Here is a 25,309-nt window from a genome sequence, read left to right on the forward strand (position 1 = left end):
ATGTAAACTCCTGACCAACATTATAACAATAAAAAAGAAAAATGAAAACAGTTTCAAAAAAACTAGTACAAAAGGCAAAATTATGGTAAAATAGTACCACGAAAGCAAGTAGAAAAGAGATAAGATGGCTAACATGTACTACGAGGAAAATCCTAATAGCAGTCATGATATTCAAGAATTGAGCGTGACACTTTTGGGAGAGAATTTCCGCTTTAAGACGGATGCAGGTGTCTTTTCAAAAAAAATGATTGATTTTGGAAGTCAAGTATTATTGAACACATTAACCTTTAAATTTAATGATAGTGTGCTAGATGTGGGTTGCGGATATGGCCCACTTGGTATTTCTTTAGCCAAAGTTCAAGGCGTGCAAGCTACCATGGTAGATATTAATAATCGTGCGCTTGATTTAGCAAAAGAAAATGCCAAAGCCAACAAGGTAGAAGTTGACATTTACCAATCTAATATTTATGAGAAAGTTACTGGAAAGTTTGACCATATTATTTCTAATCCCCCCATTCGTGCTGGTAAAGAGATTGTCCATACGATATTGGAAGAATCTTTTCATTATCTCAATGAGGGTGGGGATTTAACAATTGTCATTCAAAAGAAACAGGGTGCTCCAAGTGCCAAGACTAAAATGGAAGAAGTTTTTGGCAATGTTGACACTCTGAAAAAAGATAAAGGCTATTACATTTTAAGGAGTGTTAAAGAATGAGAGCAGTAGATTTAATTCAAAAAAAACGCGATGGCTTTGAGCTTACAACAGAGGAAATCAACTGGCTAATCGATGGTTACGTATCTGGTCAAGTTCCAGATTACCAAATGGCAGCTTGGGCAATGGCTGTCTACTTTAAAGGAATGTCGACTCGTGAAACCAGTGATTTAACGATGGCTATGGTCGCTACTGGGGATCAAATCGATCTTTCTGCTATTGAAGGCATCAAGACGGATAAACACTCAACTGGCGGTGTCGGAGATAAGGTGACCTTGATTTTGGCACCATTAGTAGCTAGTTTCGGAGTACCTGTTGCCAAAATGAGTGGTCGGGGATTAGGGCACACTGGAGGAACTCTTGATAAATTAGAATCTATTAAAGGCTATCAAATTGAAAGAACTCAAGAAGAGTTTATCAAACAAGTTCAAGATATTGGTATATCGGTGATAGGACAATCTAATCAATTGGTTCGCGCTGATAAATTACTTTACGCCCTTAGAGATGTGACAGCTACGGTCGATATTATTCCTTTGATTGCTAGCTCTGTTATGAGTAAGAAAATCGCTGCGGGGGCAGACGCCATTTTACTTGATGTCACAGTCGGTGAGGGTGCTTTCATGAAGACAATCGATGAGGCTGAAGAACTTGCTCAAACCATGGTTGACCTGGGAAAAGCTGTTGGTCGTAAGACGGTTGCTGTTATTACTGATATGCGTCAACCTGTTGGACAGGCTATTGGGAACCGTCTAGAAGTTTTGGAAGCTCTCGATATTATGAAAGGGCAAGCGCGTGAAGACGTCACTCACTTTATTTGTGAACTTGCTCAAATGATGCTTAGCTTAGCTGGAAAAAATATTGACCTGGAGACGATTCACGATCACCTGGTTAATGGAAAAGCATTGGCAAAATTTGAAGAAATGGTAGTTGCGCAAGGAGGTGATTTAACAGATTTACATCGTCAATCATCAGCCGAATTTATTACTGACATCAAGGCAGACAGGGATGGTTTTATCGAAGCGTTACCCGCATTAGAATTTGGATTGTTCGCTATGAGATTAGGAGCAGGCCGTGCCGTAAAAACCGACTCTCTGGACTATGAAAGCGGTATAGTGTTCGTGAAAAAAATTGGTGACAGTGTTAGCAAGGATGAAATCGTCGCAAAAATCTACTCAAACCAAAAATTAACCGAAAATCTACTTACAGAATTCAAAAAAAATGTTAAAATAGGTATGACTAAAAATCAACCTAAAGAAATTGTAAAAATCATATCTTAGGAGATAGCTAAAATGAAATTTAATCGTTTGATTGATCACACTTTGTTAAAGCCAGAAAGCACACAAGAACAAGTTGATAAGCTTATTGCAGAAGCAAAAGAATATGAATTTGCCAGTGTTTGTGTTAACCCAACTTGGGTTAAGCATGCTAGTGAAAAATTATCAGAGACGCCTGTGAAAGTTTGTACGGTAATTGGCTTTCCTCTGGGGGCAAATACGAGTGCAACCAAGGCATTTGAAACTAAGAATGCCATTGAAAATGGTGCTGATGAGATTGATATGGTTATCAACATTGGCGCAGCTAAGGATGGAAATTTTGACCTAGTCGAAGCAGATATTGCAGCGGTCGTCAAGGCAAGTGGTGATAAACTTGTCAAAGTTATCATTGAAACCTGTCTCTTAACAGATGATGAAAAAGTTAAAGCATGTAAGGCTGCTGTATCAGCAGGAGCTGACTTCGTCAAAACATCAACTGGCTTTTCAACTGGTGGTGCAAATGTACATGACGTTGCTCTAATGCGCGAAACAGTGGGACCAGATATTGGTGTTAAAGCTTCAGGTGGTGCACGTTCTCTTGAAGATGTCAAACAGTTTGTTGAAGCTGGGGCTACTCGAATTGGAACATCATCTGGTGTTGCTATTGTTCAAGGAGAGTTAGCTGATGGAAACTATTGATCTCATCACTTTAGCTAAAGAAGCCAGCCAAAACGCATATGTGCCCTATTCACACTTTCCAATTGGGGCTGCTGTTTTAACAAAATCTGGCCAAGTTTTTCAAGGCTGTAATATAGAAAACATCAGTTTTGGCTTATGTAATTGCGGAGAACGTACAGCAATATTCAAAGCAGTCTCTGAAGGCTATCGCGAGCTGGAAACAATAGCCGTTTATGGTGCAACAAAGGAGCCAGTTTCGCCTTGTGGCGCTTGTCGTCAAGTGATGGTTGAGTTTTTCGAACCAACCTCTAAAGTTATCTTAATTTCGCAAAATGGTAAGACAGTCGAGATGACAGTCGAAGAGTTACTTCCATACTCTTTCACAGATTTAGATTAATCTGTTTGTTGTTGACCTTTTTGGTTATGAGCTCGCAACCTAGTTGCAATATTTTTTAGGAGGATTCATTACGATGAACAAAAAGATTGTTGGTGTTGGTCTTGCATCAGTAGCTGTGCTTACTCTTGCTGCATGTGGAAACCGTGGTGGTTCAAAATCAGATGGTGGTGATGCTGGACTTAAAGTTGCAATGGTAACTGATACTGGTGGTGTTGATGACAAATCATTTAACCAATCAGCTTGGGAAGGTCTTCAAGCTTGGGGTAAAGAGAATGGCTTGAAAAAAGGTAAAGGATTCGATTATTTCCAATCAACAAGTGAATCTGATTATGCTAATAACCTAGATACAGCTATTTCAAGTGGTTATAAACTTGTTTTTGGTATTGGATTTGCGCTTCATGATGCTATCGAAAAAGTTGCTCAAGATAATACAGATACAAACTTTGTCATCATCGATGATGTTATCGAAGGAAAAGATAACGTTGCAAGTGCAACATTTGCTGATAATGAAGCAGCTTACTTAGCTGGTATCGCTGCTGCTAAAACAACTAAAACTAAAAAAGTTGGTTTCGTAGGTGGTATGGAATCAGATGTTATCACTCGTTTTGAAAAAGGATTTGAAGCAGGTGTTAAATCTGTCGATGATTCTATCGAAATTAAAGTAGATTACGCAGGTTCATTTGGTGATGCTGCTAAAGGTAAAACGATTGCTGCAGCACAATATGCTAGTGGCGCAGACATTGTCTACCAAGTTGCCGGAGGAACTGGTGTTGGTGTCTTCAGTGAAGCAAAATCACTTAACGAAGGCAAAAAAGAATCAGAAAAGGTTTGGGTTATCGGTGTTGACCGTGACCAAAAAGATGAAGGTAAATATACTTCAAAAGACGGCAAAGAGTCTAACTTTGTTTTAGCTTCTACACTTAAAGAAGTTGGTAAAACAGTTGAACTTATTTCAGGTCAAGCTAAAGATAACAAATTCCCTGGTGGTGATGTAACTGTCTACGGTCTTAAAGATGGTGGTGTTGACATCGCTACAACAAATGTTGATGAGGCAACTGTTAAAGAAATTAACAAAGCCAAAGAACAAATTAAATCAGGTGAAATTAAAGTACCTAAAAAATAAGTCTTGAAAAGGGCGACCTTGGTCGGTCGCCTTTTTTTGAACTGAGATTTTATATCTCAGTAAAGTCTATCACCATTAGTTTGGTTGATTTTAGTGAAATATAACTTCCATCGAAAGGAAACTCCTTATGACACAGAATGTCATCGAAATGAGAGAAATTACCAAAATTTTTGGTGATTTTGTCGCAAATGATAAGATTAATCTGAATTTGCAAAAAGGCGAAATTCATGCTCTTTTGGGAGAAAACGGAGCAGGTAAGTCAACATTGATGAACATGTTGGCAGGTCTGTTAGAGCCTACGAGCGGTGAGATTGTTGTTAATGGTCAATCTGTATCTATCGATTCGCCGTCAAAATCATCACATCTTGGTATCGGAATGGTTCACCAACATTTTATGCTCGTTGAAGCATTTACTGTTGCTGAAAATATTATTTTAGGAAATGAAATCACATCAGGTGCATCACTTGATATGAAGAAGGCTCATAAAGAAATTACAGAGCTATCTGAACAGTATGGCCTTGCTGTAAATCCGAAAGCAAAGGTTGCTGATATTTCTGTTGGGGCTCAACAGCGTGTTGAAATTTTAAAAACATTGTATCGCGGTGCTGATATTCTGATTTTTGATGAACCAACAGCTGTTTTAACACCTGCAGAAATTGCTGAGTTAATGGTCATCATGAAAAATCTAACGAAAGAAGGAAAATCAATTATTTTGATTACTCATAAGTTAGATGAAATACGTGCCGTAGCTGACCGTGTAACCGTTATTCGTCGTGGTAAAAGTATCGAGACAGTGGAAGTCGGTGATGCTACTTCAGAAGATTTAGCAGAGATGATGGTGGGTCGTTCAGTATCATTTACAACAGCTAAACAGCCTTCTGTGCCTGGTGAAGTGGTATTATCTATTGATCATTTGGTTGTTAATGAAAACCGCGGTGTTCCAGCTGTTAAAGACCTCTCTCTTGAAGTAAGAGCGGGTGAAGTCGTCGGAATAGCTGGTATTGATGGAAATGGTCAAAGTGAACTAATTCAAGCTATCACTGGTCTGCGTAAAGTAAAATCTGGTCGCATTACGATTAAAGGTCAAGATGCTACTAAAATGTCTTCTCGTAAAATCACGGAACTCAGTGTTGCCCACGTTCCTGAAGATCGCCATAGAGATGGTTTAGTATTAGACATGACCTTGGCTGAAAATGTTGCTTTACAGACCTATTATAAGGAACCATTAAGTAAAAATGGTGTATTGAATTACAACAAAATCAATGAATATGCCAAAAAATTGATGGCTGAGTTTGATGTTCGCGGTGCCAGTGAGTTAGTTCCTGCAAGAGGTTTTTCTGGAGGAAATCAACAAAAGGCAATTATTGCTCGCGAAATTGATCGTGACCCAGATCTCTTAATTGTTAGTCAACCAACTCGAGGACTCGACGTAGGTGCTATCGAATACATTCGTAAACGTATTATTGAAGAACGTACCAATGGAAAGGCTGTCCTCGTTGTTAGTTTTGAACTTGACGAAATCCTGGATTTATCAGATAGAATTGCTGTTATTCATGACGGCAAAATCCAAGGTATTGTTGCTCCAGAAAAAACAAATAAACAAGAACTTGGAGTCTTGATGGCAGGTGGAACAGTAGCAAAGGAGGAGAGTCATGTCTAATAAAAAACAAAGCATAGCGGTTCCCATTATTTCTGTTGTTTTGGGACTTGTTTTGGGAGCTATTATCATGCTCATCTTCGGTTATGATCCTATTTGGGGATATGAAGGCTTGTTCCAAATCGCCTTTGGAAGTGTGAAAAACATTGGTGAAATTTTTAGAGCTATGGGGCCTTTAGTTCTCATCGCTCTAGGATTTACTGTGGCCAGTCGAGCAGGATTTTTCAATATCGGTCTTTCAGGTCAGGCTTATGCTGGCTGGATTGCTGCTGGTTGGTTTGCTTTATCACATCCTGAGTTACCACGTCCAGTGATGATTTTGATGACCATCATTATCGCTGTTCTTGCGGGTGGTATCGTTGGGGCCATTCCTGGTTTCTTGCGTGCTTATCTTGGTACTAGTGAAGTTATTGTGACTATCATGATGAACTATATCATCTTGTTTGGAGGGAATGCGATTATCCAACGTGGCTTCTCGAAAGATATTATGAGAACAACAGATTCATCGATTTATGTGAGTCAAAATGCGACTTATCAGTCAGACTGGTTAGGTGCTTTAACGAATAATTCACGTTTAAATATTGGGATTTTCTTTGCTTTAATAGCTGTTGTTGTTATTTGGTTCTTACTCAATAAAACGATTCTAGGTTTTGAGATTCGTTCAGTTGGGCTAAATCCTCATGCAAGTGAATATGCTGGAATGTCTGCTAAACGGACGATTATCTTATCGATGATCATTTCAGGAGCTTTAGCAGGACTTGGAGGAGTCGTTGAAGGTTTAGGAACTTTTGAGAATGTCTATGTTCAAAGTACCTCATTGGCAATTGGTTTTGATGGAATGGCTGTTAGTCTTTTAGCTTCAAATCATCCCATTGGTATAATTTTTGCGGCCTTCTTGTTTGCTGTCCTTAACGTTGGTGCTCCAGGTATGAATACGGCTGGTATTCCTCCGGAACTCGTTAAAGTTGTAACAGCATCAATTATCTTCTTTGTAGGTGCTCATTACCTTATCGAGCAATTTATTAAGCCCAAAAAACAAGTGAAAGGTGGTAACTAATAATGAGTTTAATGACAATTTTATCCTTGTTGGTTAGTTCAATGTTGATTTACGCAACACCTCTCATTTTGACAAGTATCGGTGGAACTTTCTCTGAACGTTCTGGTGTTGTCAATGTTGGTTTGGAAGGTATCATGGTAATGGGTGCTTTCTCTGGTATTGTATTTAATCTAGGATTTGCCGATGTTTTTGGAAAAGCAACTCCTTGGGTTGCAACAATTGTAGGTGGTCTGGTTGGGATTTTATTCTCATTGATTCACGCGGTTGCAACTGTTCATTTCCGAGCTGACCATATTGTTAGTGGTACGGTACTTAACTTAATGGCTCCAGCCTTATCAGTTTTCCTTGTCAAAGTATTTTATGGTAAAGGACAAACAGACAATATCGCACAAGCGTTCGGTAAATTTGACTTTCCAGTTTTAGCTCATTTTCCTATCATTGGAGAAATCTTTTTCAAACGAACGAGCCTTGTTGCTTATGTTGCCATTTTGATATCATTGATTTCATGGTATATTCTTTACAAAACCAAGTTTGGACTTCGTTTGCGTTCAGTAGGGGAACATCCTCAAGCAGCAGATACCTTAGGAATTAATGTATACCGAATGAAATACTATGGTGTCATGATCTCAGGTTTTCTTGGAGGAATGGGTGGAGCTGTATATGCCCAATCTATTTCGGTTAACTTTGCTGGAACAACCATTCTTGGCCCAGGGTTTATCGCTCTAGCAGCTATGATTTTTGGTAAATGGAACCCAGTAGGGGCGATGTTATCGAGTCTCTTCTTTGGTGTTTCTCAAAGTTTAGCTGTTATTGGTAATCAGTTACCATTCTTATCAAAAATTCCGACTGTTTACCTTCAAATTGCGCCATATGTTCTTACCATTATTGTTTTAGCAGCCTTCTTTGGACAAGCAGTTGGTCCAAAAGCTGGTGGTAAAAACTACATTAAGTCAAAATAAAGTAACTAAGAGAGAAAGATTTCTCTATCAGGTTGAAGAAAAAGTCTATTTGGACGTATTTTCTTCAGCCTTTTTAATTCGATTTCGCTCTCAACTGTAATGGGAAGTAAAAAGTGCTCAAAAAGATAGTAAATCAGTATCGTCAACGGCTAGTGTTATTGATATTCAATTTTTATCTTCTCAATGTCTCTAGCATTTAGATGAAAGTCTGAGGTCTGAAGATCTTAATGATGTTTATTTTAATTTGACAGTGAACAGTGGTCAAAGACGGTATTTTTTGGTAAAATAGTAACCGTTATCATACAAGTGGTTATATGCTTTCTGTGTGGTTTAACGAGCAAATAAATTGGTGTATAATACGCTTTGTGTTATACTTAACAAGTAAAAAAATATATTGGAGATTTTTATATGTCTAAAATTGTTGTTGTAGGCACTAACCACGCTGGTACAGCTGCCATTAAAACAATGTTGTCAAACTATGGTTCTGAAAATGAAATCGTAACCTTTGACCAAAACTCAAACATTTCTTTCCTAGGATGTGGAATGGCTTTATGGATCGGTGAGCAAATCGATGGTCCTGAAGGTCTTTTCTATTCTGACAAAGAAGAACTTGAAAGCATGGGGGCAACTGTATACATGGAATCACCTGTCACTCATATTGATTATGCTAAAAAAGAAGTGACAGCCATCGTTGACGGTAAAGAACATGTTGAATCTTATGATAAATTACTTTTAGCAACTGGTTCTCAACCAATCGTACCACCAATCAAAGGTGTTGAAATCAAAGAAGGTTCAACTGATTTTGAAGCAACGCTTGAAAATCTTCAATTTGTTAAACTTTATCAAAATGCTGAAGATGTTATTAATCGACTTGAAAAACCTGAAATCAACCGAGTAGCAGTTGTTGGTGGTGGTTACATTGGTGTCGAACTTGCTGAGAGCTTCAAACGTAAAGGTAAAGAAGTTGTTCTTGTCGATATTGCAGAAACTGTTATGGGTGCTTACTATGACCGTGACTTTACTGCAATGATGAATCAAAACCTTGAGGAAAATGGTATTAAACTTGCCCTTGGTCAAGCTGTTCAAGCCGTTGAAGGTGACGGAAAAGTTGAACGTCTTGTAACGGATAAAGAAACCTTTGACGTTGATATGGTTATCATGTGTGTTGGTTTCCGCCCTAACACAGCACTTGGAAATGGCGAACTTGAAACTTTCCGTAACGGTGCTTGGTTGGTCGATAAAAAACAAGAAACTAGCATGAAAGATGTTTATGCGATCGGTGACTGTGCAACTATCTACGATAATGCTCGTGATGATAACAGTTATATCGCTTTGGCATCAAATGCTGTTCGTACAGGTATTGTAGCTGCTCATAATCTTGCAGGGCATGAACTTGAAGGAGTTGGTGTGCAAGGTTCAAATGGTATTTCCATCTTTGGACTTAACATGGTTTCAACTGGCTTGACTGAAGAACGTGCTAAAGAAGCTGGATTCAACGCTGCAGTGGCATCTTTCAATGATAAACAAAAACCTGAATTTATCAAACACAACAATCATGATGTAGCTATTAAGATCGTATATGATAAAGACACGCGTGTTGTTCTTGGTTGCCAAATGGTTTCCCGTGAAGATATGTCAATGGGTATCCATATGTTCTCACTTGCTATCATGAAAAACGTGACTATTGAAGAACTATCACTCATGGATATCTTCTTCTTGCCACACTTTAATAAACCATACAACTACATTACAATGGCTGCTCTTGGTGCAGAATAACCATCAAAAATCGAAGATTGTTATAATCTTCGATTTTTTCTTAATTATTTTAACTTGACAAAAGATGAAATCCCTTGCATAATAAATGTAAGCAATGAAAATGCATTGAAAGGGGACCTCTTATGCAAATTATCAAACGTGATGGACAAGTTGCAGAATTTGATCCTGAGAAAATCTACCAAGCTATTGTGAAAGCAGCCCAAACGGTCTATGTCATCGATGAAACTTGGCGATCAAATCTTGCCCAAGTAACAAAGAAGGTTGTTCTTGATTTGGAAGAAGCGCAGGTTGAGCGTCCAACGATTAACATGATTCAATCTTTGGTAGAAAATCGTCTAATGGATGCAGGCTTTATTAACATTGCAGAGCATTATATCGCTTACCGTTTACAACGTGATTTGGAGCGTAACGGCTATGACGATAGAGTGATTGTGCACCTTCATTTTGAACAAATTAAGTAAATATCAAAAAAGTTGGAATGGCTTCCAACTTTTTTTAATAAAGACTTTGAAACTTAGGTTTTAAGCTCTTAGAGATGGCAATACGATGATCTTGTGTGATAATAATCCCTTCAATGCCAGGGGTTGATTCAATTACCATCATGGCTTCAACTATTGGAAGTCCAAAGAGCTTTGTTGTCCAAATTTCGCAATCAACAGATAAGTCAGCGACGATGGTTATACTGGCCATTTCAGTTTCAATGGGGTAACCAGTATTAGAATCAAAAATATGGTGATAGGTACGGCCATTATGAACTAGTTTTCGTTCATAAATGCCAGAGGTGACTACTGATTGGTTCTCAATTTTGATAATACCGAGATTCTCTCCCCGTTTTAATTCTGGATTTTGAATGCCAATATACCATTTAGAATCAGGTCTTTTTTGATTTGGACCATAAACCAAGACATTGCCACCAAGATTAATCATAGCAGAATTAACCTTTTGTGATTTGAGATAATCTATAATACGGTCTGCAATGTAGCCTTTGGCTATCGCACCTAAATCGATCCGCATCCCTTTTTTTACCAAGAATACGGTGCCGTCATGAGGGTTAATTTGGATGTGCTGAGGATCGATTAAGGCTAAAGCATCTTGAATGGCAGAAGGGTCTGGAACATGAGCATCAGAAAAGCCAATTCTCCAAGTATTAATTAGGGGACCGATGGCAATATTGAGATGGCTAGGTTGCGTTAAACTATGCTTTTTACCTAAAGTGATTAAATCAAGCAACTCAGGATGTAGCTTCATCGGTTTAATGCCAGCATTTAAGTTAAGAGCCATCAATTCAGAAGTGTCATCGTTGGCGCTAAATCTTTTATTGTAGAGGTGTAGAAGGTCAACACAGTCATTAATAAGCTTTTCAGCATTGTCACTATCAATAAGAAGATCAATCGTCGTTCCCATTAGTCGTAAAGAGTGGGATGTTATAGTCATGATAATTAGTTTTTCTTTTTGATATCACCATGAGGGAAGTAAGTTCCTTCTGGCATGTCATTAATAAAAACGTGAATAGCCTCTTTGGGAGCTTTGGCAACTCGAGAAACAACTTCCGTTACTTCACGTGCAAGTTGAGCTTTTTGTTCATCCGAACGACCTTCAAATAAATCAATTTTGACAAATGGCATAAGATGTCTCCTTAAAATTAGTTTATAGTATTAGGGTAAATGACTAACTCAATCAAGAGCTTTGTTTGCCAATATTCTAGCATAAATATGGACAATTGTCAGATTTTTAGAGGTGCTTTTTTTAGCATATCTTCAGTCGCCATAGCCTTTGTTTTGTGGTAAAATAGATAGGATATTGAAGGAAGAGGTCGGTATTTTTGGCACAGTTATATTATCGCTATGGCACTATGAATTCAGGGAAATCCATTGAGATTTTAAAGGTTGCCTATAACTACGAAGAGCAGGGAAAACCCATTGTTCTAATGACTAGCTCTCTTGATAATCGTGATGGATTTGGGTTCGTTTCAAGTCGTATTGGGGTGAAGCGACAAGCAGAAGTGATTACGCCTGAGACTGATATATATGGCTTCATTCAAAAACAGGCCATTAAACCTTATTGTGTGCTGATCGATGAATGTCAATTTTTGACTAAGGCTAATGTCTATGATTTGGCACGAGTCGTTGATGAATTGGATATTCCAGTCATGGCTTTTGGGCTGAAAAATGATTTTCGAAATGAATTATTTGAAGGATCAAAGTATTTTCTGTTATTAGCAGATAAGATTGATGAAATCAAAACGATTTGCCATTATTGTTCCAAAAAAGCCACAATGGTTTTGCGAATCGAAAATGGAAAACCTGTTTACGATGGGGATCAAATTCAAATTGGCGGGAATGAAACCTATACCTCAGTTTGTCGAAAACATTATTTCAATCCCAATTTAAATCAATAAGAAGCGTAGCTATTTAACAAAGGAGAAAGAAAATCAATGAACATCTATGATCAATTACAAGCCGTTGAAGATCGATATGAAGAACTAGGCGAACTTCTCTCAGACCCGGCTGTGGTGTCTGATACCAAACGTTTTATGGAATTGTCAAAAGAAGAAGCTAGTACACGTGACACGGTAACTGTCTATCGAGAGTATAAACAAATCATTCAAAACATTTCTGATGCGGAAGAAATGATTAAAGATGCTGCTGGAGACGCTGACTTGGAAGAAATGGCCAAAGACGAATTGAAAGAGTCTAAAGCATCCAAAGAGGAGTATGAAGAAAAATTAAAAATCTTGCTCCTACCAAAAGATCCTAATGATGATAAAAATATCCTTTTGGAAATCCGTGGAGCAGCTGGTGGTGATGAAGCAGCGCTTTTTGCTGGAGACCTATTACAGATGTACCAAAAATATGCTGAGACTCAAGGCTGGCGATTTGAAGTCATGGAGGCTTCTTATAATGGTGTTGGGGGTATCAAAGAGGTAGTTGCCATGGTTTCAGGGCAATCCGTTTACTCTAAATTAAAATACGAATCTGGTGCTCACCGTGTGCAACGTGTCCCTGTAACCGAAAGTCAAGGGCGTGTCCACACCTCAACAGCGACGGTCTTAGTTATGCCTGAAGTAGAAGAAGTGGAGTACGAGATTGATCCAAAAGATCTTCGCGTTGATATTTACCACGCTTCTGGTGCTGGTGGTCAGAACGTCAATAAGGTTGCGACTGCTGTTCGTATGGTTCACATTCCAACGGGAATCAAGGTTGAAATGCAAGAAGAACGTACTCAGCAAAAAAATCGTGATAAAGCTATGAAAATTATTCGTGCACGTGTGGCAGACCATTTTGCTCAAATCGCACAAGATGAACAGGATGCTGAACGTAAATCAACTGTTGGTACAGGTGATCGTTCAGAACGTATTCGTACTTATAACTTCCCTCAAAACCGGGTGACAGACCATCGTATCGGATTGACACTTCAAAAATTGGATACTATCTTATCAGGAAAAATGGATGAGGTAATCGATGCTTTGATTATGTATGATCAAACTCAAAAACTGGAAGCCTTAAATAACTAATGACTTATAGACAGTTGATTAATGAACTTGGCGATATTCTTGACCATTTTGGAGAAGAAAAAGACGCTTTGATTTTCGCCTTTAAGGAAAAAAAAGGCTGGTCTACAACAGATTTTGCCTTAAAGCAAGCTAAGGAAGTCACGCTAGAAGATCAGACCCTCTTAGAGGATATTTTTGAACACTTAAAAGCGCACAAACCTGTCCAACATTATCTTGGTTATGCTTACTTTAAAGAATTAACCTTGGCCGTTTCTGCAAATGTTTTGATTCCGCGTCCTGAAACAGAAGAACTAGTAGACCTTATCCTCTCTGAAAATGATTCTCAACCTTTGAGGGTGTTAGACATCGGAACAGGGAGTGGGGCCATCGCTTTAGCCCTCAAAGCCGAACGCCCTGAGTGGGATATCACGGGAGTTGATATTTCAGAAGCAGCTTTAGAGATTGCTCGGTTTAATGGCAAAAAACTAGGACTCACCATTGACTGGCTTCGATCTGACGTCTTCTGTCAAGTTTCAGGAAAATTCGATGTTATCGTCTCAAATCCGCCATATATTTCTGAGAAAGACTGTGATGAAGTGGGGATTAACGTGCTTTCACATGAACCGCATCAGGCTCTTTTTGCGGATAACGATGGTTATGCTATTTATCAGCAAATTATTCAAGGGGCGCCAGATTTTCTTGTTGAAACGGGACAAATATACTTTGAAATCGGCTATAAACAAGGCCAAAAAGTTAAAGAAATGTTAGAGAAAAGATTCCCTAAGCGTCAAGTATCTGTCCTAAAAGATATTTTTGGTAAAGATAGAATGGTGGTATTAGATAAATGACAAGTATAGAAAAGCTGTCGCAACAATTGAATAAAGGACAAGCTGTAGTTCTACCAACGGAAACAGTTTATGGTCTTTTTGCCAAAGCTTTGGAAAAGCCATCGGTGGATTTGGTTTATGACTTAAAAAAGCGTCCAAGGGACAAGGCTATGAATCTTAATGTGACTTCTTATGAAGATATTTTGCATTTTTCAAAAAATCAGCCTATCTATCTCGAAAATTTAGTTAACCATTTCTTACCAGGACCTCTGACCATTATTTTACAGGCCAATGAAAAGGTACCAGTATGGATTAATTCTGGGCTTGATAGTGTGGGGTTTCGCTTACCAGATCATCCTGTTACACAGAAATTGATTGCAACACATGGACCGCTTATCGGACCTTCTGCCAATAAATCCGGAGAAGAAAGCGGAAAGTTTTTCAAGACTATCATGCAATCTTTCGATAACCAAGTTTTGGGATATGAAGATGATTCTTTCTTAACTGGGATGGACTCCACTATTCTTGATTTATCATCTGACAGGGCTAAGATTCTAAGACAAGGAGCTATTTCAAAAGAAGACTTACTAGCAAAAGTTCCAGAACTTAACTTTTAAAAGGAGAGTGTTTATGCTTCGTTCTTTAACTATGGCAGACATGCCAGCCATTCGTGAGCTTAATGCTATCTCATTGGGCTATCCAGTGACATTAGAAATGGCACAAAAGCAATTTAAAAAGATTTCAAAGAATCCTGAACATCTTTTGATTGGTTTTGAAGACCATTTGTCGCATCAACTTGTTGGTTATGTACATGCTGAAGTTTACGAGAGTCTGTATTCTAAGCCTGGGTTAAATATTTTAGCTTTGGCTGTATTACCAGATTTTCAAGGACAAGGAATCGGCAAAGAATTACTATTGGCACTAGAAAAACAGGCTAAAGAACAAGGATTTTCCTTTATCCGCTTGAATTCAGCTAGTCATCGGGAAGAAGCACATGCGTTTTACCGTAAAATGGATTACAGGGGTGATAAGACCCAATTACGCTTTATTAAAGAATTGTGAGGTAATGATATGATATTTGATCAAAAGGATTTTAAGGCATATGATGCTGAGTTATGGGAGGCTATCCAAGCTGAATCTGATCGTCAGGAAAATAATATTGAACTAATTGCTTCTGAGAATGTGGTTTCAAAAGCTGTTATGGCTGCGCAAGGCTCCTTATTGACTAACAAATATGCCGAAGGTTACCCTGGAAATCGTTATTATGGTGGAACGCAGGCAGTTGATGTGGTTGAAAAGTTAGCCATTGAACGGGCCAAAACATTATTTGGTGCCAAGTTTGCTAATGTTCAACCTCATTCTGGAAGTCAAGCTAATGCAGCTGCCTATATGGCCTTGCTTGAATCGGGTGATACTGTTTTGGGGATGGACTTATCAGCTGGAGGGCACTTGACGCATGGGTCTCCAGTTAACTTCTCTGGTAAGACTTACCACTTCGAAGCCTATGGGCTTAATGCCGACACAGAAGAATTGGATTACGAGGCTATTTTAGAAAAGGCTAAAGCCGTAAAACCTCAGTTAATTGTTGCAGGAGCATCAGCCTATTCAAAGCTTATTGACTTTAAGAAATTTCGTGACATTGCTGATCAAGTTGGTGCTAAACTTATGGTTGATATGGCACATATCGCCGGTTTAGTGGCAAGTGGACTTCACGATAATCCTGTGGCTTATGCTGATGTTGTAACCTCAACAACCCACAAAACACTTCGTGGTCCACGTGGGGGCTTGGTTTTGACGAATGATGAAGCTTTGGCTAAAAAAATCAATTCAGCCGTTTTCCCTGGACTACAAGGGGGACCTTTAGAGCATGTTATTGCTGCGAAAGCTGTTGCTTTTAAAGAAGCACTTGACCCAGCCTTCAAAGATTATAGTCAACAGGTCATCGCCAATGCTAAAGCAATGGTAGCTGTTTTTCAAGAAGATCCAGACTTTCGTATCATCTCAGGTGGCACAGATAATCACCTCTTTTTAGTGGATGTGACAAAAGTTGTTGAAAATGGTAAAGTAGCGCAAAATCTATTGGACGACGTCAATATCACTCTCAACAAAAACGCCATTCCAAACGAACAATTATCTCCGTTTAAAACATCTGGTATCCGTATTGGAACTCCTGCCATTACCAGCCGTGGCATGAAAGAAGAGGAAGCAAGAACGATTGCTGAATGGATTATCAAAGCCCTAAAGAATACTGATAATGAAGCCGTTTTAGATGAGATTAGAAATGATGTTAAAGCATTGACAGATGCTTTTCCTCTATATGAGAAGTAGCAATCATGTTAGATTTATATTTAAAACAATTAGTTATTCATCAGTTCAGTCCCAATGATACTGAACTGGTTTTGGCGAAAGCTCCCGTTCCATTGACACCACGCTTAGACGACTATTTTCGTAAGAAAATTGCTAAGGTTTTCTCTGATGATGCCAAACGTGGACAGTTTACTGAGGATCATCCTTTTTTGGGCAATCTGACTAATGATTTATTAGAATCATCTATTAAGATAGCCCAACTTTGGAAGGAAGAATTTGTCATTGCTGAGGATCAAAAGACGAATGACCTTGTCTTTATTGAGTTTGATAAGGATGGTCAAGCCTATTTTGCTTTCTTAAGAATTACTCTCCGTGAGAATTTGGCACACCTGGCTGATGGAGACACTCCGATTTCTTTGACACAGAACAACCTACCAAGTGCTGCTCAGACACCTGATGAAGCTTTGATTATCAATCGGGAAAGTAATCGTTATTATTTGATTGAAAAGCGAATTAAGCATAATGGTTCATTTGCCAATTATTTCTCAGAAAATCTCCTTCAAATTGAACCCGAACAATCGGTTAAAAAATCTATCAAAATGATGGAAAATACAGCTCAAAAGATTGCAGAACAGTTTAATAAAGATGATTTCCAATTTCAATCAAAAATGAAGGCAGCAATTCATAAAAATATTGAAGAAGAGCAACAGTTATCACCAGAAAAATTGGCAGATCAGCTTTTTGATGATAATCTAACAGCTCGGTTAACTTTTGTTGATCAATTAAAAGAAACGGTGCCAGAACCGATTTCGGTAGCCGATATTGACCATAGCCGTCAGTCTAAAAAATTAGAGACCCAAAAATTATCTTTATCTAACGGTATCGAACTGTTAGTACCAAATAATGTTTATCAGGATGCTGAATCGGTTGAATTCATCCAAAATCCAGATGGAACTTACTCAATCTTAATCAAAAATATTCAGGATATTATCAATAAATAATGTTTAAATTTATTAAGAGAGCGATTATAATCATTGTAATCCTCATTCTTTCCTTTCAACTTTTTAAAATACATCGGGACGTTTCTCATGTCCTGTCCTACCGTCCAATGATTGAGGAGATTTTGGCTGAACACGACTCGACAACAAATGAGGACTTGATTTTAGCCATGATTTATACCGAAACCAAGGGACAAGAAGTCGATTTAATGCAGTCCAGTGAGAGTTCAACAGGCGTTGCTAATTCTATCACAGATAGTCGAGAGAGCGTTAAGCAGGGTGTTACTGTCTTGTCTGCGAATTTAGAGAAGGCTTACGATTATGATACGGATGCTTGGACGGCTGTGCAGGCTTATAATTTCGGGAATTCCTATATTCATTATGTTGCCAAACATGGAGGGGAGAACTCCATCGATTTAGCCAAAAACTATTCTAAAACAGTAGTAGCGCCAAGTCTTGGAAATAAATCAGGTGAAACGTATCGCTATTACAATCCTGTTGCCCTTTTTTATGGTGGCGGGAAATTGTACAAAGACGGTGGTAATATTTATTACGCTAAACAAGTTCAATTTAACTTGTTCTTGATTAAACTTATGAGTCAATTCTAGAAAGAGTATTATGTCGGCCTTATTTTACTATTTTAAAGGGTATCTTAAAGAGACCATATTGGGACCCTTATTCAAATTATTAGAAGCTTCTTTTGAATTACTGGTCCCCCTCATTATCGCCCGAATTGTTGATCATATTATCCCACAAAGCAATGAAAATCATCTACTTATGATGATTTTTCTGCTATTTGGGCTTGCTTTTGTAGGAGTAGTCGTGGCTATTTCGGCTCAGTATTTTTCGGCTAAAGCAGCTATTGGATACACACAATCACTATCTGATGATCTTTTTGAAAAGATTATGAGTTTGCCCAAGGAGAGACGAGACAAACTTGGAACCTCTAGCTTGGTCACACGAATGATCAGTGATACTTACCAAATGCAAACAGGAATTAATCAATTTCTTCGGCTTTTTTTGAGATCACCTTTTATTGTTTTTGGAGCTGTTATAATGGCCTTTACAATCAGTCCAAAGCTAACGAGTTTTTTTCTGATAATGGTAGCAGCTCTCTTTTTGGTGGTTTTTGTCATGAGTCGCCTGCTTAATCCCATTTACGGAAAAATCCGTCGCTCTATCGATCACCTCGTTGATCTAACCAGGGAACAACTAGAGGGCATTCGTGTTATTAGGGCCTTTGGTAGGATAGATAGTGAATTGAGCTCCTTTCAGAACGAAAATTTGCAATACAAGCACCATCAATTATCAGCCAGTGTATTGTCAAGCTTAGTTGGTCCTGTAACCTTTATCATTGTTAATCTAACCTTGATTGTGGTTATCTGGCAAGGGAATCTTTTAATTAACGACTCTATTTTGACTCAGGGGATGTTGGTTGCCTTAATCAATTATCTTTTACAAATTCTAGTAGAATTGCTGAAGCTGACCATGTTGCTCACCTCACTCAACCAGAGTTTTATCAGTGCCAAACGAGTGCAAGAAGTTTTTGATCAAGTTAGTGAACCACTAGAAGCACCTTTTGAATTTACAACACTAAAAAGCCAAGACAAGGTGTCCATCTTGGCTGAAAATCTTACGTTTACCTATCCCAATGCTGCTAAGCCTGCTTTAGAAAATATTTCTTTTACTCTGCAAAAAGGAGAATGTTTAGGCATCATCGGTGGAACAGGCTCTGGAAAATCAACTTTGGTCAACCTACTGGCTAACCTTTATCAAGCGCAATCAGGACGATTAGCTATTTATGATAACGGCAAAACTCCCAATCATTTAAAAGAATGGCGTGATTGGACAGCAGTTGTTCCACAAAAAGCTCAACTGTTCAAAGGAAGTATTCGCAGTAATTTAAACCTTGGTAGTGACAGTGATTATACTGATGAAGATTTAAAAGAAGCTTTGAACATTGCCCAAGCTAGGGAATTTGTCGAGAATAAGGAAGGACAGTTAGATACTGAAGTCGAGCCTTTCGGTGGTAATTTTTCTGGCGGTCAGCGTCAGCGTTTGACGATTGCACGTGGCCTGATAAAAAAAGCACCATTTCTCATTCTTGATGATTCTAGTTCAGCCTTAGATTTCCTAACGGAAAGTCGCCTTCTAGCTGCCCTCCATGAAGAACGACGTAGAAACAACGGTCAATTAGTTATGGTTTCTCAGAGGACGCGCAGCTTAAGATCTGCTGATAAGATTTTAGTTTTGGATCAAGGACATCTGATTGCCCAAGGGAAGCATGAAGAGCTGCTTGAAACTTGCCAACTCTATCGCGATATTCACTCTTCTCAAGAAAGTCAGGAGGCCAAATGAAAGCAAAAAACCAGCAAACAACTCGCCAACGTTTAGCCTCAGATATGCTAGAGTATCACTGGCTGTTAATCATTATTTTTCTTGGTACTATTCTACAAGTTGGGCTAACGGTCTATCTACCTGTTCTTATCGGTCAAGCAGTGGATGGAGTCATTAGTTCTCAGCGTCTGAGTATTATCCCACCAATTTTGGCTCAAATGGCTTTAATTATCGCCTTAAATGCCTTTGTTCAATGGCTAAATCCCCTTTTAACCAATCGATTGATTTTTTCTTACATTACTGATTTACGTGAAGCAGTGAATCAGCATCTTAATCAGCTATCTATTTCAAATATAGAGTTTTTTGGTGTCGGAGATTTAGTAAGCCGAATGACGGCTGATTCTGAGCAGCTAACTAATGGATTACTGATGGTTTTCAATCAATTTTTAGTTGGCATTTTAACCATAATGGTAACGATTTTAACTATGGCTAAACTGGATTTACTGATGGTTCTGATCGTTTTACTATTAACACCTCTGTCCCTCTTAGTAGCTCGATTTATTGCCAAGAAAAGTTATACTTTTTTTCAAGAACAAACCAAGGCTCGCGGAGCACAAACTCAATTTGTTGAAGAAGCTTTTAATCAAGAAACTTTAGTTCAGGTATTTAATGCCCAGTCTCAGATGGTTGATACCTTCAAAAGTCTCAATCACCATTATGCTCATGTTTCTCAAAAGGCTGTCTTTTACTCTTCTACCGTCAATCCAATCACTCGATTTGTTAACGCTCTCATTTATGCCTTGCTGGCAGGAGTAGGGGCTTTTCGAATCATCAATGGTAATGTTACTGTTGGACAATTGGTAACATTTTTGAATTATGTTAACCAATACACTAAACCTTTCAATGATATTTCTTCAGTGATGTCAGAATTACAAAGTGCCTTAGCCTGTGCTGAGAGACTTTATACCATTTTAGATCTTCCAGTCCAAGAGGAAAATCCGAAACACTCCTTTCATAATCAACTGGCTGGTCAAGTGACTTTTACGCATGTTGCCTTTGGTTATGAGCCAGGTAAACCCTTGATCAAAGATTTACATTTAAGCGTTGAAGCTGGTAGTCAGATTGCCATTGTTGGTCCAACAGGTGCTGGAAAATCAACCCTCATCAATCTTTTGATGCGTTTTTATGATATTGATAAGGGAGAAATTACTATTGACGGCATTCCTATTTCTCAGGTCACACGCCAAGATTTACGTAACCAGATTGGTATGGTTCTTCAAGAAACTTGGTTAAAAACAGCCACTGTTCATGATAATATCGCCTATGGAAAACCAAACGCCTCAAGAGAAGAAGTGATTGTTGCCGCTAAGGCCGCTAACGCTCATTTCTTTATCGAGCAATTACCTAAAGGCTATGACACTTATCTGACGGATGGCGGCTCTTCTTTATCTCAAGGGCAACGACAATTGTTGACGATTGCTCGTGTTTTCTTGAAAAATCCTAAATTATTAATTTTAGACGAAGCAACCTCGTCTATTGATACAAGAACAGAATTACTGGTACAGGATGCTTTTGAGAGTTTGATGGAAGGAAAAACGAGCTTTATCATCGCTCATCGTTTATCAACCATTCGCAATGCCGATATGATTTTGGTGATGGTTCAGGGAGATATTGTCGAATATGGTAATCATAAAGACTTAATGGCTAAAAAAGGCTTCTATTACCAAATGCAGACAGCGCAAGAATAATATAAAACCAGCAATTCGGGACTTTGAATTGCTGGTTTTATGATTGTCGTCATTATCTTTCGGGTCAGGATAGTGAATACAACCAATTAATGATTTTATTTAAAAGGCTCTTTGTCAACTGTAGTGGGTTGACTTATAGCTAACACCGAGAGAGGACCAGTTTGGTCTTCTCTTTTGTTGTGTTCAAAGCAAGATAAATCCGTTTTTTGAAGTTTTCGAAGTTCCTAAAGCCAAAAGCATTTCGCTTAATGACTTTAATAAGGTTGTTGGTGGCCTCTAGTTTGGCATTGGAATAAGGTAGTTTCAGAGCATTAATAATCTTCTCTTTGTCTTTTAGAAAGGTTGACAAGACGGTCTTGAAGATGGGATGGACCTGTTTGATGGTATCAGAAATGAGTTCAAAGAAGTGTTTCTCCTGCTTTTCTTGGAAATGAAAGAGAAGGCATTGGAAGAGTTCATAGTGGTGACGTAGCTCATCAGAGTAGTTCAAAAGACGTTGCACAATCTCTTGATTGGTCAAGTGCATGCGAAAAGTTGGACGATAAAACCGTTTATCGTTTAGGTTACGACTATCTTGTTGGATGAGTTTCCAGTAACGTTTCAAGGCCTTATAGTCGTGAGATTGACGCTCAAATTGGTTCATGATTTGGATACGGAGACGGTTCATAGCACGAGATAACTGTTGAACAATGTGGAACCTATCGAGAACAATCTTCGCCTTAGGAAACAGTTGCTTAGCGATGTCATAATAGGGACTAAACATATCCATGGTGATGACTTTGACACGACTGCGCACCTTGTGAGAATACCGCATGAAATGATTTCTGATGACAGCTTGCGTCCGCCCATCAAGGATAGCGATAATCTTGTTAGCATCGAAATCTTGGGCAATAAAGCTCATCTTTCCCTTCTTGAAAGCATACTCATCCCAGGACATGTTCTCAGGTAACCAGGTTAAATCGGTCTTGCACTCAAAGCGGTTGAGTTGCCGATAGACAGTTGACACAGAGATAGACAGGTCTTCAGCGATTTTTGTCATTGCTTCACGGCTCATGAGTTTGTCGGTGATTTTGTGGTTAATGATGTTGGGAATCTGATGATTTTCTCTGACTAGAGAGGTCTTAGCGACAGCCATTTTCCCACACGCTTGACATTTGAAGCGACGCTTTTTGAGACGAATCAGTACTTTACAACCCGCCATTTCCAGATAGGGAATTTTGCAAGGCTTTTGGAAATCGTACTTTGTCATTTTTCCTTGACAATCAGGGCATTGCGGGGCATCATAATCTAACTTGGCATGATACTCTCTGTGAGTGAAGAACTTGTCAAATGTCTTTTCAAAAGTGATGTTAGGGTCTTTAATGTCAAGCGAATCTTTGATATAATCTAATTGTTCCATATGAGTCTTTCTAATGAGTGGTTTGGTTGCTCTTCATTATAAGTCATATGGGACTTTTTTGCTATATTCAAAAAGACTCCATAATCTCCGAGAAGAATTTACCCACTACAGAAATTATAGAGCCATTTAAAATGGTTCATAATTTATTATTTCTTGTTTTAGAGGAGTAATGGTGTATAAGATTTTAGCTATTGATGATGATCAAGAAATTTTAAAGCTCATGAAGACAGCTTTGGAGTAATCGCTAGAATGGGCACTATTCAGCCAACGGCACATGGCTGACATGCTGTATTTGTCCTTGTTAACAGTGATGACTTCTCTTCTCGGGCCATAATCAGCGAATACCTCGCCCAAACTGCTTCTATATTGATGATAAATGACTCTTCGTCTATACTTAGGGGTAAACACATTGTGGTAGAACACATCCACTTTTTGGCTGATAAACTAGTATGCCTTTTGTGCCATATTATGATCTCCTTTCGCTTTACAGTAGGTTTAAACACCCTTGTTGTATCGCGTTTGGAGATTTTTTGTATAACAGTCGATGCGCACCCGCATAGCGGGTGGTTTATTTGTCTCGCACCTATCGGAGTGAGACTGGGCTTAAAGCCACACAAATAGAAAAGATTCCAAAGTCACTACAGATTTTGGAATCTTTTTTAATATACCTTGTTATTGAACGTCTACCTTTTCATTAGAAGTCATATGGAACTTTTTGATGTTGAAAAAGCCTTATCATTTCTGCGGTGGCATTACCTACTACAGAAATGATAGGGCTAAAAATTCGAATGCCGTAATTTTGTGGTTACTTTATTTTACGAAGTCATTAATTTCTTTTTCGATATTAGCAACTTTTTCGTTGGCTTCATCTAAGGTTTCACCGACAGTTGCGATATAGAATTTGATTTTTGGTTCTGTTCCTGAAGGACGAACGGCAAACCATGAATCATCTGTCAACGTGTATTTAAGAACATCTGACGGAGGAGTTGTCAGCTTCGTTGTTGTGCCATCAAGGGCAACAGCTTTTTGTTCTGCGAAGTCTTCAAAGAGTGCAATGTCAGTTTTATTGAACTGGTCAGGAGCATTGTCACGGAATTTAGACATAATGGCTTTAATCTGTTCAGCACCATCTTTACCAGACAAAGTGACAGAAATGGTTTTTTCTGCAAAGTAGCCGTATTCTTTGAAAATCTCATCAATACCATCGGCGAGAGTCAAACCACGAGAGCGATAGTAAGCAGCGATTTCAGCGACCATAAGAACAGCTTGAATGGCATCCTTATCACGCACGAATGGTTTAATAAGGTAACCAAAGCTTTCTTCAAAACCGAACATGTAAGTGTGGTTGCCAGTTTCTTCAAACTCTTGGATTTTTTCAGCGATAAATTTGAACCCTGTTAAGACGTTAAACATGGTTGCACCGTAACTTTCGGCGATTTTAGTAACCAATTCTGTTGATACGATTGACTTAGCAAGGGCAGCATTAGTAGGAAGTGTGCCAGCTGTTTTGTGAGCTTCAAGCACATACTTGGCTATAAGCGCACCAATTTGGTTTCCAGAAAGATTCCAATAAGAACCGTCGGCTTGACGCACTTCAACCCCAACACGGTCAGCATCTGGGTCTGTCGCAAGGAGAACATCAGCATCAATGCTGCGTCCTAATTCTTCAGCAAGCGCAAAAGCTGCTTGGCTTTCTGGGTTTGGTGAAGCAACAGTTGTGAAATCAGGATCTACAGTTGCTTGGCTTTCGACAATTTGAACGGATTCAAATCCAGCTTCGGCAAGGGATCGACGAGCCAACATTTCTCCAGTTCCATGAAGTGGTGTGTAGACAATTTTCATGTCTTTGCCATATTGTTCAATCAAGTCGCGGTTGATATTGATTGTTTTTAACTCATCAAGATAGAGACGGTCTGTCTCTTCCCCAAGAACAGTGATAAGGCCAGAGGCTTTGCTTTCTTCTAAATCCGCTAATTCAACAGAGAAAGGATCTTCGATACCACGGATGTAATCGGTCAGTGCAGAAGCATCTGCAGGTGGCATTTGACCGCCATCTTCACCATAAACTTTATAGCCGTTAAATTCTTTAGGGTTGTGACTTGCAGTCACCATAATGCCAGCGATGGCATTGTAGTGGCGCACAGCAAAAGATAACTCAGGTGTCGGACGTAAACTCTCAAAGACATATGACTTGATACCATGAGCTGCCAAAACTTGAGCCGACTCAAAAGCAAATTCTGGAGAGAAGTGACGTGTATCGTACGCAATGGCTACACCACGTTTTTTAGCCTCTTCGCCTTTGGATTCGACCAATTTGGCTAAGCCTTCTGTTGCCTGACGAACAACAAAGATATTGATACGATTAGTACCCGCACCAATATAACCGCGCATCCCTGCCGTACCGAATTCCAAATTTGTATAGAAAGCATCTTCTTTTGTAGATTCATCCATTCCTTCTAACTCTTGGCGAAGGTAATCAGGAAGCTGGTCAGAGGCTAGCCATTTGTCGTAAGTGTCTTGATAAGTCATAAGCAACTCCTTTTAATGTTCTTTCAATTGTTTTTAAATTATTCTAAACGCTTTCAATT

24 protein-coding genes and 1 pseudogene are annotated in these 25,309 nt (G+C 38.8%); 20 read left to right on the forward strand and 5 right to left on the reverse strand.

Annotation, left to right across the window (positions count from 1 at the left end; genetic code table 11):
* Positions 1 to 124 precede the first annotated feature (124 nt).
* The 10 genes from A2G56_RS02345 to A2G56_RS02390 all read left to right on the forward strand — a co-directional run bounded on the left by A2G56_RS02345 (position 125) and on the right by A2G56_RS02390 (position 10,073).
* Positions 125 to 715, forward strand: coding sequence for a class I SAM-dependent methyltransferase (locus A2G56_RS02345; RefSeq protein WP_062708479.1), 591 nt, complete (start codon positions 125 to 127; stop codon positions 713 to 715).
* The gene (locus A2G56_RS02350; protein WP_062708482.1) at positions 712 to 1,989 is read left to right on the forward strand and encodes a pyrimidine-nucleoside phosphorylase; all 1,278 of its coding nucleotides are present in this window, start codon (positions 712 to 714) and stop codon (positions 1,987 to 1,989) included. The genes A2G56_RS02345 and A2G56_RS02350 overlap by 4 nt, the downstream gene beginning before the upstream one ends.
* Before the next feature lie 12 nt (positions 1,990 to 2,001).
* Complete coding sequence (gene deoC / locus A2G56_RS02355; protein ID WP_062708485.1) at positions 2,002 to 2,664, forward strand: deoxyribose-phosphate aldolase; 663 nt, start codon at positions 2,002 to 2,004, stop codon at positions 2,662 to 2,664.
* Positions 2,651 to 3,040, forward strand: a complete 390-nt coding sequence (locus tag A2G56_RS02360; RefSeq protein WP_062708488.1) for a cytidine deaminase — start codon at positions 2,651 to 2,653, stop codon at positions 3,038 to 3,040. The genes deoC and A2G56_RS02360 overlap by 14 nt, the downstream gene beginning before the upstream one ends.
* Positions 3,041 to 3,113: 73 nt before the next feature.
* The gene (locus A2G56_RS02365) at positions 3,114 to 4,163 is read left to right on the forward strand and encodes a BMP family lipoprotein (RefSeq protein ID WP_062708491.1); all 1,050 of its coding nucleotides are present in this window, start codon (positions 3,114 to 3,116) and stop codon (positions 4,161 to 4,163) included.
* A 127-nt stretch (positions 4,164 to 4,290) separates the two neighbouring features.
* A complete protein-coding gene (locus tag A2G56_RS02370) occupies positions 4,291 to 5,823 on the forward strand; it encodes an ABC transporter ATP-binding protein (protein WP_062708493.1) in 1,533 nt (510 codons plus the stop codon).
* Complete coding sequence (locus tag A2G56_RS02375; RefSeq protein WP_062708496.1) at positions 5,816 to 6,877, forward strand: ABC transporter permease; 1,062 nt, start codon at positions 5,816 to 5,818, stop codon at positions 6,875 to 6,877. Before A2G56_RS02370 ends, A2G56_RS02375 begins: the two co-directional genes overlap by 8 nt.
* A 2-nt stretch (positions 6,878 to 6,879) precedes the next feature.
* On the forward strand, positions 6,880 to 7,836 hold the full coding sequence (locus A2G56_RS02380; protein ID WP_062708498.1) for an ABC transporter permease: 957 nt from the start codon (positions 6,880 to 6,882) through the stop codon (positions 7,834 to 7,836).
* Between the two features lie 408 nt (positions 7,837 to 8,244).
* Positions 8,245 to 9,612 carry a H2O-forming NADH oxidase gene (gene nox, locus A2G56_RS02385; protein ID WP_062708500.1) on the forward strand — a complete coding sequence of 456 codons (1,368 nt, stop codon included), beginning with the start codon at positions 8,245 to 8,247 and terminating at the stop codon, positions 9,610 to 9,612.
* A gap of 122 nt (positions 9,613 to 9,734) precedes the next feature.
* The gene (locus tag A2G56_RS02390; RefSeq protein ID WP_062708503.1) at positions 9,735 to 10,073 is read left to right on the forward strand and encodes an ATP cone domain-containing protein; all 339 of its coding nucleotides are present in this window, start codon (positions 9,735 to 9,737) and stop codon (positions 10,071 to 10,073) included.
* A gap of 34 nt (positions 10,074 to 10,107) precedes the next feature.
* On the opposite strand, the gene A2G56_RS02395 is transcribed toward A2G56_RS02390, so the two are convergent.
* Together A2G56_RS02395 and A2G56_RS02400 are read right to left on the reverse strand one after the other, a co-directional pair.
* Positions 10,108 to 11,046: an FAD:protein FMN transferase gene (locus tag A2G56_RS02395; RefSeq protein WP_062708506.1), complete on the reverse strand. Its 939-nt coding sequence runs from the start codon at positions 11,044 to 11,046 to the stop codon at positions 10,108 to 10,110.
* A 5-nt stretch (positions 11,047 to 11,051) separates the two neighbouring features.
* Positions 11,052 to 11,237: a 4-oxalocrotonate tautomerase gene (locus A2G56_RS02400; protein WP_062708508.1), complete on the reverse strand. Its 186-nt coding sequence runs from the start codon at positions 11,235 to 11,237 to the stop codon at positions 11,052 to 11,054.
* 197 nt (positions 11,238 to 11,434) lie between these two features.
* On the opposite strand from A2G56_RS02400, the gene A2G56_RS02405 reads away from it, so the two are divergent.
* Genes A2G56_RS02405 through A2G56_RS02450 form a run of 10 tightly spaced genes read left to right on the forward strand, consistent with a single transcriptional unit; the run spans position 11,435 to position 21,322 of the window.
* Positions 11,435 to 12,010 carry a thymidine kinase gene (locus A2G56_RS02405; protein WP_062708511.1) on the forward strand — a complete coding sequence of 192 codons (576 nt, stop codon included), beginning with the start codon at positions 11,435 to 11,437 and terminating at the stop codon, positions 12,008 to 12,010.
* Between the two features lie 36 nt (positions 12,011 to 12,046).
* Positions 12,047 to 13,126: a peptide chain release factor 1 gene (prfA, locus tag A2G56_RS02410; protein WP_062708514.1), complete on the forward strand. Its 1,080-nt coding sequence runs from the start codon at positions 12,047 to 12,049 to the stop codon at positions 13,124 to 13,126.
* Positions 13,126 to 13,953: a peptide chain release factor N(5)-glutamine methyltransferase gene (gene prmC, locus A2G56_RS02415; RefSeq protein WP_062708517.1), complete on the forward strand. Its 828-nt coding sequence runs from the start codon at positions 13,126 to 13,128 to the stop codon at positions 13,951 to 13,953. Before prfA ends, prmC begins: the two co-directional genes overlap by 1 nt.
* Positions 13,950 to 14,549 carry an L-threonylcarbamoyladenylate synthase gene (locus A2G56_RS02420; RefSeq protein ID WP_062708520.1) on the forward strand — a complete coding sequence of 200 codons (600 nt, stop codon included), beginning with the start codon at positions 13,950 to 13,952 and terminating at the stop codon, positions 14,547 to 14,549. The genes prmC and A2G56_RS02420 overlap by 4 nt, the downstream gene beginning before the upstream one ends.
* Before the next feature lie 13 nt (positions 14,550 to 14,562).
* Entirely contained in the window at positions 14,563 to 14,994 is a 432-nt protein-coding gene (locus tag A2G56_RS02425; RefSeq protein ID WP_062708523.1) for a GNAT family N-acetyltransferase, read from the forward strand.
* 9 nt (positions 14,995 to 15,003) lie between these two features.
* Positions 15,004 to 16,260, forward strand: a complete 1,257-nt coding sequence (gene glyA, locus A2G56_RS02430) for a serine hydroxymethyltransferase (protein WP_062708527.1) — start codon at positions 15,004 to 15,006, stop codon at positions 16,258 to 16,260.
* A gap of 5 nt (positions 16,261 to 16,265) precedes the next feature.
* Positions 16,266 to 17,240, forward strand: a complete 975-nt coding sequence (locus tag A2G56_RS02435; RefSeq protein WP_062708529.1) for a nucleoid-associated protein — start codon at positions 16,266 to 16,268, stop codon at positions 17,238 to 17,240.
* On the forward strand, positions 17,240 to 17,845 hold the full coding sequence (locus tag A2G56_RS02440) for a lysozyme family protein (RefSeq protein WP_062708532.1): 606 nt from the start codon (positions 17,240 to 17,242) through the stop codon (positions 17,843 to 17,845). Before A2G56_RS02435 ends, A2G56_RS02440 begins: the two co-directional genes overlap by 1 nt.
* 10 nt (positions 17,846 to 17,855) lie before the next feature.
* Positions 17,856 to 19,595, forward strand: a complete 1,740-nt coding sequence (locus A2G56_RS02445) for an ABC transporter ATP-binding protein (protein ID WP_062708547.1) — start codon at positions 17,856 to 17,858, stop codon at positions 19,593 to 19,595.
* Positions 19,592 to 21,322: an ABC transporter ATP-binding protein gene (locus A2G56_RS02450; RefSeq protein WP_062708548.1), complete on the forward strand. Its 1,731-nt coding sequence runs from the start codon at positions 19,592 to 19,594 to the stop codon at positions 21,320 to 21,322. Before A2G56_RS02445 ends, A2G56_RS02450 begins: the two co-directional genes overlap by 4 nt.
* Positions 21,323 to 21,461: 139 nt before the next feature.
* On the opposite strand, the gene A2G56_RS02455 is transcribed toward A2G56_RS02450, so the two are convergent.
* From A2G56_RS02455 to A2G56_RS02460, 3 genes and pseudogenes are all read right to left on the reverse strand, one after another.
* Positions 21,462 to 22,721, reverse strand: coding sequence for an ISL3 family transposase (locus A2G56_RS02455; RefSeq protein WP_062708466.1), 1,260 nt, complete (start codon positions 22,719 to 22,721; stop codon positions 21,462 to 21,464).
* Between the two features lie 339 nt (positions 22,722 to 23,060).
* Positions 23,061 to 23,186 (reverse strand): annotated as a pseudogene (locus A2G56_RS11130) (IS200/IS605 family transposase); the annotation flags it as partial.
* Positions 23,187 to 23,531: 345 nt separating this feature from the next.
* A complete protein-coding gene (locus A2G56_RS02460; RefSeq protein ID WP_062708551.1) occupies positions 23,532 to 25,250 on the reverse strand; it encodes a phospho-sugar mutase in 1,719 nt (572 codons plus the stop codon).
* Positions 25,251 to 25,309 lie beyond the last annotated feature (59 nt).

Source organism: Streptococcus halotolerans (assembly GCF_001598035.1).
GTDB classification, from domain to species: domain Bacteria; phylum Bacillota; class Bacilli; order Lactobacillales; family Streptococcaceae; genus Streptococcus; species Streptococcus halotolerans.

Bases quoted from the DNA above. Each gene is read 5' to 3' on its own strand.
- A2G56_RS02450 (WP_062708548.1), top strand. From the start codon at position 19,592: ATGAAAGCAAAAAACCAGCAAACAACTCGCCAACGTTTAGCCTCAGAT.
- A2G56_RS02375 (WP_062708496.1), top strand. From the start codon at position 5,816: ATGTCTAATAAAAAACAAAGCATAGCGGTTCCCATTATTTCTGTTGTT.
- A2G56_RS02440 (WP_062708532.1), top strand. From the start codon at position 17,240: ATGTTTAAATTTATTAAGAGAGCGATTATAATCATTGTAATCCTCATT.
- A2G56_RS02445 (WP_062708547.1), top strand. From the start codon at position 17,856: ATGTCGGCCTTATTTTACTATTTTAAAGGGTATCTTAAAGAGACCATA.
- A2G56_RS02420 (WP_062708520.1), top strand. From the start codon at position 13,950: ATGACAAGTATAGAAAAGCTGTCGCAACAATTGAATAAAGGACAAGCT.
- A2G56_RS02390 (WP_062708503.1), top strand. From the start codon at position 9,735: ATGCAAATTATCAAACGTGATGGACAAGTTGCAGAATTTGATCCTGAG.
- A2G56_RS02395 (WP_062708506.1), bottom strand. From the start codon at position 11,046: ATGACTATAACATCCCACTCTTTACGACTAATGGGAACGACGATTGAT.
- prmC (WP_062708517.1), top strand. From the start codon at position 13,126: ATGACTTATAGACAGTTGATTAATGAACTTGGCGATATTCTTGACCAT.
- A2G56_RS02435 (WP_062708529.1), top strand. From the start codon at position 16,266: ATGTTAGATTTATATTTAAAACAATTAGTTATTCATCAGTTCAGTCCC.
- prfA (WP_062708514.1), top strand. From the start codon at position 12,047: ATGAACATCTATGATCAATTACAAGCCGTTGAAGATCGATATGAAGAA.
- nox (WP_062708500.1), top strand. From the start codon at position 8,245: ATGTCTAAAATTGTTGTTGTAGGCACTAACCACGCTGGTACAGCTGCC.
- A2G56_RS02365 (WP_062708491.1), top strand. From the start codon at position 3,114: ATGAACAAAAAGATTGTTGGTGTTGGTCTTGCATCAGTAGCTGTGCTT.
- A2G56_RS02455 (WP_062708466.1), bottom strand. From the start codon at position 22,721: ATGGAACAATTAGATTATATCAAAGATTCGCTTGACATTAAAGACCCT.
- A2G56_RS02460 (WP_062708551.1), bottom strand. From the start codon at position 25,250: ATGACTTATCAAGACACTTACGACAAATGGCTAGCCTCTGACCAGCTT.
- deoC (WP_062708485.1), top strand. From the start codon at position 2,002: ATGAAATTTAATCGTTTGATTGATCACACTTTGTTAAAGCCAGAAAGC.
- A2G56_RS02350 (WP_062708482.1), top strand. From the start codon at position 712: ATGAGAGCAGTAGATTTAATTCAAAAAAAACGCGATGGCTTTGAGCTT.
- A2G56_RS02425 (WP_062708523.1), top strand. From the start codon at position 14,563: ATGCTTCGTTCTTTAACTATGGCAGACATGCCAGCCATTCGTGAGCTT.
- A2G56_RS02360 (WP_062708488.1), top strand. From the start codon at position 2,651: ATGGAAACTATTGATCTCATCACTTTAGCTAAAGAAGCCAGCCAAAAC.
- A2G56_RS02370 (WP_062708493.1), top strand. From the start codon at position 4,291: ATGACACAGAATGTCATCGAAATGAGAGAAATTACCAAAATTTTTGGT.
- A2G56_RS02400 (WP_062708508.1), bottom strand. From the start codon at position 11,237: ATGCCATTTGTCAAAATTGATTTATTTGAAGGTCGTTCGGATGAACAA.
- glyA (WP_062708527.1), top strand. From the start codon at position 15,004: ATGATATTTGATCAAAAGGATTTTAAGGCATATGATGCTGAGTTATGG.
- A2G56_RS02345 (WP_062708479.1), top strand. From the start codon at position 125: ATGGCTAACATGTACTACGAGGAAAATCCTAATAGCAGTCATGATATT.
- A2G56_RS02380 (WP_062708498.1), top strand. From the start codon at position 6,880: ATGAGTTTAATGACAATTTTATCCTTGTTGGTTAGTTCAATGTTGATT.